This is a genomic window from Pseudobdellovibrionaceae bacterium (genome assembly GCA_019637875.1).
GTDB lineage: Bacteria > Bdellovibrionota > Bdellovibrionia > Bdellovibrionales > Bdellovibrionaceae > JAHBUW01.
Map to the genome: position 1 here is coordinate 20,273 of JAHBUW010000001.1, position 12,723 is coordinate 32,995.

Consider the following 12,723-nt stretch of genomic DNA (forward strand, 5'->3'; position numbering starts at 1 on the left):
ACCAAAGTTAAGGGGAAAAATTCGCGAGAAATACGTGCGTTTCCGGCCGTCGAACTTGCTCCTCTTTATGTAGGAGTTCGACAGCCTTTCTCATTGTGAGATGCGGGTGTCCAGAGCGCGAGCGCGTACTGAAACTCGCCGTCGTCCCACAGGTAACCTTGGCCGGAACTCGCGCCGGTGGCGGTGAAGGTGAATTGGAGGATGTCGTGTTCGCGCGTTCGCCAATCCGTCAGCGCAATCTGCGAAACGACCAAGGGTTGGCAGTCCCCTTTGAGCGCTTTGAAAGCCGCTTCACGCGCGCACCAGAGATGCGCGGGGGTCAGGGGACTAAACGAATGATCGCGCGGGCTCGCCACGCGTGCGGCCGCGGCTTCGGTGACGCGCTCAATGTCTTCGAGATCGAAGCCGAGTTGGAGCGCCGAGGGATGCGCTTCGGTCAGACCCACGAATCCACCCCGCATCGGCGCATGGGAAACGCTGGCGTGGACCGCCGCGCTCGCGGCCTTCTTCAGCAGGAGTCGGTGCTGCGCCTCGTTCGCGGCCCAGGCCGAATCGACGGCGCCCAGAAACGGCGGCAGTCCTTGGTCGAACGCGCAGAAAAGAAGGAAGCGTTCGAAATCCATTTTAGAGTGAGTTCTTCACCGCGGGGAACGTCTCGATCGACTTGAGCACGTCCGGGACTTCAAAGCGGGCGGGCCAGGTCGTGGGTTTCCCCGCCGCCAGGTCCATCATGCGATCCAGCGAGATCTGCGCCGCCTGGCGAAGTTTTTCGCTGACTTCGACTTTGGGGCTCAAGGTTTCGAGCGATCTTTTGATCTTCTGGAGCGTATTCAGTTTCATGTACGGACAGTCGTTGCACTGGCAGGACTCGTCTTCGACGGGGGCTTGGATCAGCTCCGCGTCGGGCCGCAGTTTGCGCATCTGGTGAAAGATCCCGGTTTCGGTCGCGATGATGAACTTCTTCGCGGGATTGTTTTTCACTTCCTCCAGAAGGCGCGAAGTCGAGCCCACGACCTGCGAATGCGCGAGGATGTTTTCATCGCACTCGGGGTGCGCGATGACGATCGCGTCGGGATGTTTTTCGATCAGCTCATTCAGTCGGCGCGCCGAGAACAGCACATGCACTTCGCAAGCGCCCGGCCACAGGATCATGTCACGCTTCAGTTCACGCGCCAGGAAGCGGCCCAGGTTGCGGTCGGGACCGAACAGGATGGGGCGATCTTTCGGAATCGCCTCGACGATTTTCTTGGCGTTCGACGACGTGACGATGACGTCCGAGACCGCCTTCACCTCGGCGCTCGAATTGATGTAGGTCACCGCGATACCGTCGGGATGTTTTTGCCGCCATTTGATGTACTCGCCCACGGGGGACCCGGTGACGAGCGAACAGCCGGCGTTCATATCGGGAACCAGAACCGTCTTTTCGGGATTCAGAATTTTCACCGACTCGGCCATGAAGACGACGCCGGCGAGCAGGATGACGGGCTCGGCGACCTGCTGACCTTTCTGCGCCAGGAAAAAGCTGTCGCCGACGTGATCGGCCAGATCCTGGATGTCGCCCTCTTCATAGAAGTGCGCCAGGATGACGGCGTTTTTCTCTTTTTTGAGGCGACGAATGTCGTCGGCGAGGTCGTAACTCATGCGACCTTAATACGCCCGTAAAGACGGGGCCTCAACTGGTTTTCAGTCACTACGGCGAAGGCCGCGGCTAGATGGTATTTCCGCCCTTGAGGACGTTGATGATGGACTTGGAGACGGTCTTCAGCGAGTCGATGACGCCCTTGCCCTCTGACGCGGTCGCTTCAAACTCGGGAGAGTTATAGCGATTCAGCTGGGTGCGGAGCTCTTTCAGCGAGGCCGCATTGGGAAGATCGCGTTTATTGTACTGAATGACGAGCGGGATCTCGCGGATGTCGTAGCCCTGGGATTCCAGATTGCGTTCGAGGTTCCGGAGCGATTCGAGGTTTTCGTCCATCCGCTCGGCCTGCGAGTCGGCGACGAAGACCACGCCGTCCAGACCCTTCAGGATCAGCTTACGGCTCGCATCGTAAACCACTTGGCCGGGAACGGTGTAAAGGTGGAAGCGTGTTTTGTAGCCGCGGATCTCGCCGATGTTCAGTGGCAGGAAATCGAAGAACAAGGTCCGCTCGATATCCGTGTTCAGCGCGACGAGCTTCGACTTCTGCTCCTGCGCCGTATGCTGGTAGACCCATTGCAAATTTGTCGTTTTACCGCCGAGCGAAGGCCCGTAGTAAACGATCTTGCAGTGGATCTCTTTGGCATTGTGGTTAAAGAAGGACAATTACAGCTCCACCCCTATTGGTCAGCTCTTTAGAGCTCGACCCTATTTTCCATCGCGCGGCTCATCGTGCGGTCGTCGATGTAGTCGATATCACTTCCAATGGGAACACCATGGGCGATTCGACTCAAGCGAATTCCTTTATCCTGCAGGGTCTTTGCGATGTACAGCACGGTCGTGTCACCCTCGAGATCGGCATCGAGCGCCAAGATGATCTCGCGGATTTTGGGCTTTTCGCCCAAAAGCCCGGCATTCACGCGCTGAACCAGCTCGTCGATCCGCAGATCCTGCGGGCCGATGCCTTCGAGCGGCGAGAGCGAACCGTGCAGAACGTGGTAACGACCGCGAAAGGCGCCCGAGGATTCGATGCGCTGGATATCGGAAGGCTCTTCCACGATGCAGAGGGTGTCGTCGGCGCGCGAGGGATCGCTGCAGTAGCGGCAAAGCGCGACGTCGGTGAAGTTGAAACATTGGGGACAGGCGTGCACTTCGGATTGCACGCGCTCCAGAGCCTCGCCCAGGCGCCGCGAGTAATCGGCGGGAGCCTTCAGGATGTGGTACGCCAAGCGCTGCGCGGTCTTCGGGCCGATGCCCGGCAGACGCGCCAGCTCTTGAACGAGTTTTTCGAGGGCCTGGATGTGGAGCACTTAGAAGCCCGGGATATTCATGCCGCCGGTGATCTTCTCCATCTCTTTGGAGGAAGTCTCTTTCGCGACTTTGAGGGCGTCGTTGGTTGCGGCCAGGATCAGATCCTGCAGCATTTCGGCATCTTCTTTCGAGATGACGTCGGGATTGATGACGACGGCTTTGACGAGGTTGTCACCGCTCACGGTCACTTTCACGGCTCCGCCGCCGGCGGTTCCTTCGAAAGTGCGCGTCGCGAGTTCTTCCTGCGCCTTTTTCATTTTCATCTGCATTTGGTTCGCCTGACGCATCAGTTGCGCCATTCCGCCTTGCATACCCTTCATCGTTTACTCCTTTGCCTTGTTCGCACTTGCTGCGGGGTTCGGTTTCGCCTGCGGGGCCAGGCCCTGCACACGTCCTTGGAACACCCGGTTGAAAGTGGCGACTTTCGGATCCTTTTCGGCCCGTTCAATTAATTCAGATTCGGCGGCCTGCGCCTTTTGCACGGCCAGGCCTTGTGCCGACGTGCCCGTCGCGTTCGTGTCTTTTGTCACGTGCACGTCCAGGGCGAAGCGTCCGCCCCAGTGCTGCTCGATCAGCGACTCCAGCTGCGTCCGCGTCGCTTTGTCCATCAGCTGGTCGCGCAGAAACGCCATCTTCGAGGGAATGGTGAGTTCGAGTTTTCCGTTCTCGGCGCTGATAAAATAAAGCTGTTCCAGCTTCGCGGACAACAGGGGCTCGGAGCCCTTCAGGCGCTGGACGAATTCGAACCAGCGGTCCTGGGGATTCATCGCACTCGAAATCGGCGAGAAGGTGGGGGCGCCCGGCTGAGGGGCGCCCGGCTGAGGGGCGCCCGGCTGAGGGGCGGGCGCGGCCGGCGGAGGCGCGGCTTGCGAACGTGCGGGCACCGCATTCGGCAGCTCACGCCGCGCGGGCGTCGGTGCGGGAGCCGAGGTGCGGGGCGGGGGCGTGACCGCTTTCGCCTGCGTCGCCACGCGAGCTTCGACGGGAGCCGTGGACGGAGTCGCCGGTGCGACGACACCCGGGGCGGCGGCGGGAACCGAGGCTCCCGACTCCAGCGCTTCGTACAGGCGCGGGAAGTCGACCCAGCGCGGGGCCGAGGCCAAACGCAAAAGCGCCATCTCCATCGCCCACTGCGGTTCCGAGGCACGATTGACGTCCTGCGCGCCTTTCAAGGCCATATCGAACAAGATCTGTAGATCCGCCTCGCTGATCAGAACCGAGAAGTCCTTCAACGCACGTAAATCCGAATCCGGCAGATCGATCATTTGCGCCGAGTCTTGATCGAAGATCTTCACCATCGACAGATGGCGCAGGTCTTCGATCAGCTTTTGCAAAAACAGCGCGGGGTCCGCGGCGACGCGATTCAGTTTCTGGAAGACGGGACCCAGTGCTGTGGGATCGCGGTGAATGATCGCCGAGACGGAGTCTTTCACGAGCTGGTGGTCGGTCAGCCCCAGGATGTCGGTGACGGTCTGCACTTGCAGGTCTTTACCGGCGAAGGTGATGACTTGATCAAGCAGTGACTGACTATCACGCATCGAACCGTCGCCTTGGCGCGAGATCAGCCAGAGCGCGTCTTCAGAGGCCGCGACGCCTTCGTCACGGCAGATGAGCGCCAAACGTTCGGCGATCACGCGCGTGGGAATACGGCGGAAGTCAAAACGCTGCACGCGCGACATGATCGTGGCCGGGATCTTGTGGACCTCGGTCGTCGCGAAAATAAAGATCACGTGTTCGGGCGGCTCTTCCAACGTCTTCAGCAGGGCGTTGAAGGCCGCGGTCGAAAGCATGTGAACTTCGTCGATGATGTAGATCTTGAAGCGACCCGTGGCCGGCATGAAGACGACGGTTTCGCGCAGCTCGCGCACAGCTTCGACACCGTTATTCGAAGCTCCATCGATTTCGATGACATCAACGCTGCGTCCGCCGGTGATCTCCACGCAACTGGGACAAGTGTCGCAAGGAATGAAGTCGACCGCGTTCGGACAACGGATACTTTTGGCAAGGATGCGGGCGCTCGAGGTCTTACCGGTTCCGCGCGGGCCGGTGAAAAGCAAAGCGTGGTGAAGTCGACCGGTGCGCAAAGCATTCCGCAGCGTCAGGGTCACATGATCTTGACCCACCAGCTGTTCGAAGTTTTGCGGACGCCATTTACGGGCGATCACCTGGTACGACAAATCACAGTCCGATCGTGAGCGTGTGGTGGAAATCGAAAAGTGCCGGGCACCCCTTCTCACGGAGACTTCTGGGTACCGTTGCTCCCTTCCGGGCCTAGCGGGGTTATCAGAAGGGTTCCTGGAAGGACCCGGCATCGGAAGTTGTAGGTTCTCGCTCTAGAATTGTCGAGTGCTCTCGATCCTCAACGCGGAGGATTTCCACATTTATGTGACGTAAGGTATTTCGCGTTAAACACTATGCGTCGATGCGCCTCAAAGAGGTGCGAGCGACGTCTAGGAACGAGTCTCGGCTCGGCCGGATATCCCTGTCTGGAGCGTCTCTCCGCCAGCTTTGATGCGCCTAGTTTTAAGGCAATTTTGTTTCAGCGTGAGACGAAAGTGCCAATAATGGGCGTTTGTTGTGCCAAAATTTGTAATTCCGCTTAAATTTCTGACACAATTGTTTCACACGGAGAAAACCCGGAGAGGTGACATGACGACGTCCACTTTTGGAAATTCCATTCTTAGAAGCGTCACACAATGCGGCCAAGGTTTGCTGCTTGTTGTGGCATTGCTGATGGTGCAGGCAACTGCATTTGCGACGACGGAGACGGGCCCCACGCCGGTTCCCACGTCGGTGAAGTGTGACGTGGTGTCCACGTCGACCATCGACGATCCGGGACGTTACAATCTGAAGGATGCCGCGGGCGACGCGCTTCAGATTGGTGTTCCCGTCACCTTCCCCGATATCGTGCTCTTCAAGGCTTACTGTTATGTCAGCGAAGCCGACGTGAAGCTCGATAAGCTGCCCGTGCAGAATCTGATCGATTCGATCAAATTCCCCGCGTGCGGTTCGGATTCGAACGTCTGTACCGTGTACCAGGCGACCGAAAAGAACGTTCAGCTGACCAAAAACCGCACCCTGGTCGCGGAAGTTTTGGTGCAGAACAAAACCGACAAGACTGTCGTCATCAATGAAGGCGAAATCACCGGGCACGTCGAGCAAGTCGATGAAGCTCCGGCGCTTTTCCAGTTCACCCGTGCGAACTGGAAGAACCCCGATACGCCCATCTATCCTCCGCTCCGTAACGGCAAGTGCCGTGTGATCGTTTCGGGTGCGTTGGATCCGATTCCCGAAAACGAAGCGATTCCGGAAGTTCGCGTTTCCAACGGAAAACTCCTCTTCACCGCGAGCGTGACGGGCGTGACCGGTCAGGGCGCGGAAGTCACCTCTATTAAATGGAATGGCGGACCCAATCAGAATGGTCTGTGGGAAAATCCCCCGTTGAACGTCGTCTCGACGGTTTCGGCGAACGTGAAAATCAAAGCGGGCCAAGCGCTCGAATGTAGTATCAAAGTGAAGCCCGTCGGTCAGAACTACTCGATCGGTCTGTCACGTTACGGTGATTGCGGATTCTTCGGTGGTCTGCGCCGGTACTATTTCTGGGATAAGGCCAATAAGGCGCCCCAGACGACAGGTTACAAACCCGAAATCATGTTCCCGGGTAACGAAGCGAAGTACGGAAAAAGCGCTCCCGAGATTCCTTTCCGCGGTGTCTTGAACGCGGCGGCGTCGATCCAGGGCGCGATCGAAGTCGGAACGAACGGCGAAGTCGTTCACCCGACCGTCGAGTACCGCAAATTTGCTAAAGCCGTCATCGTCGCGAAGTCGTTCAATCCCGCGAACAATAAAGTGGGTGACGATCCGATCGCGTGGGGAGAGCTCGACCTTTCGAACTACGCCCTGTCGCAAATGGCACTTCTGCAAAACGTCGGTGAAAACGAAACCGTCGTCTTCCAAGCTTACCTGGCACGTTCCATCATTAAAGACGGTAAGGAATTGCGTGGATCCTCGGATCCCGGTGGATTCCCGCTTTATTCGATGGATCTGGCTGGTGATGATGGAACTCCCGCGGACTACATCGTTCCTTTCGTGAATGCTTCTTGTAGCGTCATGACGATCGGTGTGCCCACGCGTTCCGACAAAGAGATCGGACCCGAGCTCGCGGGCGTGCAGATGTGTACCTTCTCGAAGCCTTACCAGTTGAAAGACTTGGCTTCGGGCCGCGTTTCTTTGGAAATCATGCACTTGGTTCCCGAATATGCGACACACTCGTTCCCGCCGAACCTCGTGAAGTCGATGGCGAAGAACGAAGCGACTTGTAACGCGAACGACCCGGTGAAGAAAGAGTGCTGGGATATCAAGGCGAGCCAGCTTGGTGTTTCGACCGAGAAGCCTTTTGAAACTCACGATCAGTGTCGTGAAGTGAAAACCGTGACCAAGAATACGACCGTCTGTAATAAGTACGGTTGCCAAACGGTTTCGGTTCCCACCACGATGGAAGTCTACAAACCCGGTTGTAACATCGTCGAGCAGGCAGAGTGCGGCCCCACCATGGCGGTTCGTTTCTCGGGTTACAATCAGATGATGCTCGGCGCGCTCGGTTGCGCGGCGAAATATCAACGTGCGGGTGAGAACGTCACCGCGACCCTGGAGAACGAAGGGATCATCCCTTACACCAGCTTCGGTGGTGATTCGCCCAAGCACTACACCAAGTATAAGCCGGCCTTCGGTCAGACCAACGGTTACGCTTGTATTCCTTGCCGTTTCGCGGGTGATGCGACCAAGGCGGGTACGGACCTGAAGTCGACGACCAAGCCGATTCCCGTGGATGACGATCCGTCGAATCCTCGTCTGCCGATCTACTCGTTCAAAAAGTCGACGGCGCCCAGAGATTGCGTGAAAGACGTGACCTTCACGGTTCGTTACTTCGGATCGGGTGTCTGCGATGGCGTGAACGCGCCTCCGGGACACTTCTGTAGCTCGAACAATATCAGCCAGCAGAACTGTACGACGAGCGACACGGCCATGACCGCGAGCAACCCCACTTCGGGTGGCGGCAATATCGCAGGTCAGTTCCGTATCCCGGTTTGCCCTGGTTCAGGCCTGGATTACAACGAGGTCGCGGTCTCTTGGTCGCCGATCATCGTCGACATCGCAGGGAACGGGATCACCGTCTCGCGGAGCTTCGATCTGGCTCGTCAGTTCGATATCCGTGGCGATGGCCGTGCCCGCGTCCTGGATTGGCCGATCAACAATGACGAAGTCGCGTTCCTGGTCCGTCCGGACAAAAAAGGAAACGTAACTTCGATCAAGGAACTGTTCGGGGACTACAAAGCGAAAAACGGATTCCTTTCGCTGGCGAAACTGGACTCGAACAAGGACGGCAAGATCAACCGCAAAGACAAGGCCTTCAAAGAGCTGGGACTTTGGTTCGATCGCAACCGGAACGCGAAAGTCGATCCGGGTGAAATCGAAGCCCTCGAAATCCACGGTGTCTTTGAGCTGCCTTTGCAGTACACTAACTACGCTCGGAAGGGCGCGGAAGGTAAGACGCTTACGTCCTCGTACTTCAACCACAAGCATAAACGCTACATGAACGTCGAGGATCACTACTTCTATGAGTACATCTCGTCCGGTCAAAAGATGTCGCAGAAGTGAGCTCGGGCTCTCGATCGTTGAACTAGTCATCGTTACGTTCATCATGGGGCTGCTGGCCGTACTGGTCGCAGCCCCGATTCAGATGACGAATCAGCTCGCGAAGACCAGCCTTGATCGGCTGGTCGAATCCGCGGAATCTCCTACGACCATTCGAATGTTCAACCAGCACTTCACGTCGGCGCAGATCGTGCGTTCGCCGCTGTTGTCGTGCACGGGTGACTCGAAAATCTTTAAGACCGAATCGATTCGGGCCGTTGACGGTCATATTCGCGTTATGCCGGTCACCGAAACCACCGATCCGGATGCGTCGAGGGGATTTTCCTTACCCTTCGTGAGCTCGACCGCGCTGGGGGCGATCGACGACTCCACGAGTGACGGATTGACCTTGTCCGACGTCAGCATGTTTAGCAAAGGTGACCTCGTCGTGATCGCGAACGCCGAAAACTCTTCGGTTTCGGGACTTTTCACGATTCGTGAGGTCGACGCGTTGGCGGGCCGAATCCGCATCGCGGATGCGGTCTTGGCGCCCGATGCGGGCGACTGCAAAATCAACTCGTCGGGCAGCACTTCGTTTTCGCAGATGAAGGCCATGGCTTCCGCTAAGGGCATGAAAAACGTCGTCGTGATGCGCTTCCATATCGCGAACTACGTCGTGGAAAAAGACGCGATCTTCGTACGGATCTATCCGCAGACTCAAGGGGACCAGTATACGGCGAAGTTCGTCGAGAAGTTCGAATATTTCGATTTGACGATCCAATATCAAAAGCGCCAAGAGGTCGGCAGTACGCTGACCGCCGAAGACTTTGAAGAGATCGAAGGAACGACTTGGGCGACTTTAGATTTGATGGCTTTGAGCCCCGCCGCGGAATTCCAGCGAAATCAGAAAGGCTGTCCTAAAGATTTCGTGGATACGCCCCGGCTGCGTTGCGTGGACGGTCAGATGTACGATCGTCGTCAGATCAAAAACACCATGCGCTTCGTCTTGGCGTCGACCAAAACCCTGAATCGTTTCGTGCAGACGACTTTCGTCAGTCGGCAGAACGTTTTCCCCACGTGCTATATCCAGGCCCAGGAAGTGGGTTTTGTGTTGAATGTTCCGGAATCGAAGAAGAACTGTATCGGACCATCCGGAACACCACCGATCACGATTCCCCTGCGCAAGCTGTATCGTGTTTCGGGAGCCGTCAGCGAGGTCGCTTTGGGTAACATCCGGTTGGACATTGCCCCGAAGCTAAAGGATGACGCGAAGATCTGCTGTATGAACGCGGGAGAGGTCGAAGGACTCGCCAGAGGGATGAACCCGAACGATATCGTCACTTCTTCGGACGCGCTGAAGCTTCAAGGGACGCCGTCCAATCTGTCGGAACTGCTTTGTCACGTTTCGGGCGGTGTGGAATTGGCCGCGGAGCTGTCTTTCTTCGATCCCGGAACGCTCCAGAATCGAAAGATTTCGTGCCAGGACACCATCGGTATCTTCGTCGGTGATAGCACGACCGTTTTCGATCTCGAGGTCGGTGAAAAAATTCGTTGTCAGCCAAGTGGGGCCTGCTCTTACCCCAAACATATTGTGAATACGAAAACCGGAGAAATCATTCCGCACAACTTCCCGGTCGAATGCGAGTGGAGCGACAAACAAGCTCGGGCGTGCTGCGAGGAGTTGCCGCCGGATCCATCGGTCGTTTTGACGAGCGTCAGCTTGAAGCCCCCGGCGCCGTACAAAATGAAAGACCCCCTCAAGCTTACGGTGAGTTGCAAATGACGAAGCGATCCAGTCAGTCCGGTTCGGTGATGGTTCTGATGTTGGTGGTTGCCGCGGTGATCGGGATCATCGCGTACGTCGTTTCGAACCTGGTTTCGCAGGTTTTGAACTCCTTGAGCGACGAGGACATCCAGCTCGAGGCGCAGATGTTGGCGAGCGACTTGCGTGAGCATACGAAGTATATGCTTTCGTACGACAAGGTGACTTTCATCAATGCGCCTCTGCAGATCGATAGCTCACGCCGCGACAGTATCCTTCAGCTTTGGAAGGATTCTCCGTCGCAATCGAATTTCGCGAACGTCATGAACGTGACGAACGTTTGCGGTGGGTACGATACCTTGGCCAATTTTCTTGGGACTTTAAGCATCAATGGCGAGCCGGTGTTCTGTCCGGTGATGGTCCGTCAACCTCAAATGACCACGAAATTGATCCAAGACATGTACCTGAAGCAGTGGTCGCGCGCGGATCGGAACGCGCAAATTTGGAATATCGATCAGTTTAAAAAAGAGACGATGGCCGACGTTTTCGTGACGAACGATGCCGATGGTAATCCGTTGCCGCCGGGAATGTTCCGCATGGTCTACAAATACTCGAAGAAAGCGAGCGGCGGCGGCGAGGATCTCGATTGGTTCATCAATCCGCAGAATTCGATTCCCATCTATCTGGGACAACGCTTGTTGGAGCTTGGCCAAGATCGTAATTCGGGTTTTGAAATCAAGGCTTCGGTGACCGTCGATTTCTTCACGGACGATATGGGATTTGTCGGTAAGCTGAGCGAACGTTTTTACAAAATTCGCTCGGAAGTCGAACTGAAAAAGGGGGCGGAATCGAAGCGTTTCGTAGATACGGAAAGTTTCGCTCTCCGTACGCCGACGCAAAAAGATTTCAGCCTTTTTGTCCTGTTCCCGGTCGACAACTCAACCCCGGCGCAGCCGACGGATAGCTTCAAAAAGTCGATGCGAATCCATCCTTCGTCAAACATTCGCGGTCGCGTTTACTTCAACGGAAATATCGACGTGGATTCTTTGTCGGATCTGCCGAATTTCCACGATACGGTTTTCATCTCCGGAAGCATCCTGACCAAGTTCACGAACAATGACCTGCAGCTTTTCCGCACGAAGTTTCGGCGTGGACTTGTTACGAACCTTTCGGCGGGAAGATACCTTTTTGATGGGACGTGTTTGAGCGTGCGTAAGCCGGACCCGTTCGATCAATTGATCACGAATGGCACGATGATTCAGTGTAAGAATATGTCCACCGGCGAGTTTGGCATCGAGGCCTATCCCGCCTATGTTGGTGATCCTTGCCGTTGCTTCCCGCGAATCAAGAAACAAGCCGGAACGGTCAACAATTTCAATTGGCAATACGGACCCAAACCCGCGGCTTCGACCTGTCCCACGGCGGAAACTCCCGAAAACTGCAATAATATGATCCGCAACAACCAGGGATTCTTTCAGATTCACGCGGCCGAAGAACTTGAGGTTTCGCAACAGGTTCTTTCTTCGAAGAACGCCAATGATTTTCTGCTCGGTGCTTACAAAAAGATGATCATCAAAGATAGCCCCTTCATCTATGGTTCAATGCTTGTGAGTCACATCGAAGCCCTGCAGCCGTTTGACATGTTCGCGCTTCAGGAAGCGAAGGCCGGAAGCCGCGGTATTGGTTCCGCACAAGATCTGACGGATATGTCAGGAGAGGCGAATGGCAATGCGTTCGGCGTTCAAGCTCCATTGATGAATATGCCTTTGATTCAGTTGGCGAAGGATACGTTTAAATGAGGAATCTGCGGAGTCAGAAGGGATTCACCATCGTTGAAGTCATGATCGCCATGCTGATCTTGGGTATGGTGCTTCTGGCCTGGATGAGTTTGGAAAGTTTCACCGCGCAGACGGTGAGAAGGGTTTCTGACTTTTCGGCCGGGCAAAAGGTCATGCTGACGATCATGAACGATGTCTTGTCTTCGGAAAAAGGTTTGCCCGCATTCGAGCCGCGTCCGGAGTTCTTCAAAACGAATCTGACTCGCGCCGAGTTGAAAGACGCCTTCGACAAAACGACGGGTCGCAAGTCCCTGTGCTACGACCGCAACGCCATGCTGACGACGGATCCGATTGCCTGTTACTACCGGGTCAGCTATTTCAAGATCCGCGTGCGCGACAATACCTACGTCGGTTCGGAGCTTTCGAATATTCCGATGGCCCGGGTGATCGTGCAAATCAGCTATCAGGACAAGAACGACGCCGAAAATAACGACGCCGATCCCGACAATAACGTCACCAAGACGCGGTTCCTGACAAGGCTCGTCTCGAATGTCGCCGACTATTAGAAATCGACTTCACCTTACCTCGATCCTTCTTTTCAT

Annotated in this window: 10 protein-coding genes and 1 other RNA gene; 4 read left to right on the forward strand and 7 right to left on the reverse strand. The window is 56.2% G+C overall.

The features are described from left to right. Positions 1-65: 65 nt before the first annotated feature. From KF767_00100 to ffs, 7 genes are all read right to left on the reverse strand, one after another. A complete protein-coding gene (locus KF767_00100) occupies positions 66-623 on the reverse strand; it encodes a 4'-phosphopantetheinyl transferase superfamily protein (protein MBX3016259.1) in 558 nt (185 codons plus the stop codon). 1 nt (position 624) lies between these two features. Continuing rightward, positions 625-1,641: a quinolinate synthase NadA gene (nadA, locus tag KF767_00105; protein ID MBX3016260.1), complete on the reverse strand. Its 1,017-nt coding sequence runs from the start codon at positions 1,639-1,641 to the stop codon at positions 625-627. Positions 1,642-1,708: 67 nt separating this feature from the next. Continuing rightward, positions 1,709-2,302 carry a gliding-motility protein MglA gene (locus KF767_00110; GenBank protein ID MBX3016261.1) on the reverse strand — a complete coding sequence of 198 codons (594 nt, stop codon included), beginning with the start codon at positions 2,300-2,302 and terminating at the stop codon, positions 1,709-1,711. A 29-nt stretch (positions 2,303-2,331) separates the two neighbouring features. Continuing rightward, the gene (gene recR / locus KF767_00115) at positions 2,332-2,946 is read right to left on the reverse strand and encodes a recombination mediator RecR (GenBank protein MBX3016262.1); all 615 of its coding nucleotides are present in this window, start codon (positions 2,944-2,946) and stop codon (positions 2,332-2,334) included. Continuing rightward, a complete protein-coding gene (locus tag KF767_00120; protein MBX3016263.1) occupies positions 2,947-3,267 on the reverse strand; it encodes a YbaB/EbfC family nucleoid-associated protein in 321 nt (106 codons plus the stop codon). 3 nt (positions 3,268-3,270) lie between these two features. After that, positions 3,271-5,124: a DNA polymerase III subunit gamma/tau gene (gene dnaX, locus KF767_00125; protein MBX3016264.1), complete on the reverse strand. Its 1,854-nt coding sequence runs from the start codon at positions 5,122-5,124 to the stop codon at positions 3,271-3,273. A gap of 37 nt (positions 5,125-5,161) precedes the next feature. Beyond that, positions 5,162-5,258, reverse strand: an RNA gene (gene ffs / locus KF767_00130) — signal recognition particle sRNA small type. Positions 5,259-5,668: 410 nt separating this feature from the next. On the opposite strand from ffs, the gene KF767_00135 reads away from it, so the two are divergent. From KF767_00135 to KF767_00150, 4 genes are read left to right on the forward strand one after another with little or no spacing between them, the layout of a single operon-like run. After that, complete coding sequence (locus KF767_00135; protein MBX3016265.1) at positions 5,669-8,605, forward strand: hypothetical protein; 2,937 nt, start codon at positions 5,669-5,671, stop codon at positions 8,603-8,605. Continuing rightward, on the forward strand, positions 8,565-10,364 hold the full coding sequence (locus tag KF767_00140; protein ID MBX3016266.1) for a hypothetical protein: 1,800 nt from the start codon (positions 8,565-8,567) through the stop codon (positions 10,362-10,364). The genes KF767_00135 and KF767_00140 overlap by 41 nt, the downstream gene beginning before the upstream one ends. Continuing rightward, on the forward strand, positions 10,361-12,142 hold the full coding sequence (locus tag KF767_00145; protein ID MBX3016267.1) for a hypothetical protein: 1,782 nt from the start codon (positions 10,361-10,363) through the stop codon (positions 12,140-12,142). The genes KF767_00140 and KF767_00145 overlap by 4 nt, the downstream gene beginning before the upstream one ends. Then, positions 12,139-12,687 carry a prepilin-type N-terminal cleavage/methylation domain-containing protein gene (locus KF767_00150; GenBank protein MBX3016268.1) on the forward strand — a complete coding sequence of 183 codons (549 nt, stop codon included), beginning with the start codon at positions 12,139-12,141 and terminating at the stop codon, positions 12,685-12,687. Before KF767_00145 ends, KF767_00150 begins: the two co-directional genes overlap by 4 nt. The last annotated feature ends 36 nt before the right edge of the window (positions 12,688-12,723 follow it).

Bases quoted from the DNA above. Each gene is read 5' to 3' on its own strand.
- KF767_00145 (MBX3016267.1), top strand. From the start codon at position 10,361: ATGACGAAGCGATCCAGTCAGTCCGGTTCGGTGATGGTTCTGATGTTG.
- KF767_00120 (MBX3016263.1), bottom strand. From the start codon at position 3,267: ATGAAGGGTATGCAAGGCGGAATGGCGCAACTGATGCGTCAGGCGAAC.
- KF767_00140 (MBX3016266.1), top strand. From the start codon at position 8,565: ATGAGTACATCTCGTCCGGTCAAAAGATGTCGCAGAAGTGAGCTCGGG.
- KF767_00150 (MBX3016268.1), top strand. From the start codon at position 12,139: ATGAGGAATCTGCGGAGTCAGAAGGGATTCACCATCGTTGAAGTCATG.
- nadA (MBX3016260.1), bottom strand. From the start codon at position 1,641: ATGAGTTACGACCTCGCCGACGACATTCGTCGCCTCAAAAAAGAGAAA.
- KF767_00100 (MBX3016259.1), bottom strand. From the start codon at position 623: ATGGATTTCGAACGCTTCCTTCTTTTCTGCGCGTTCGACCAAGGACTG.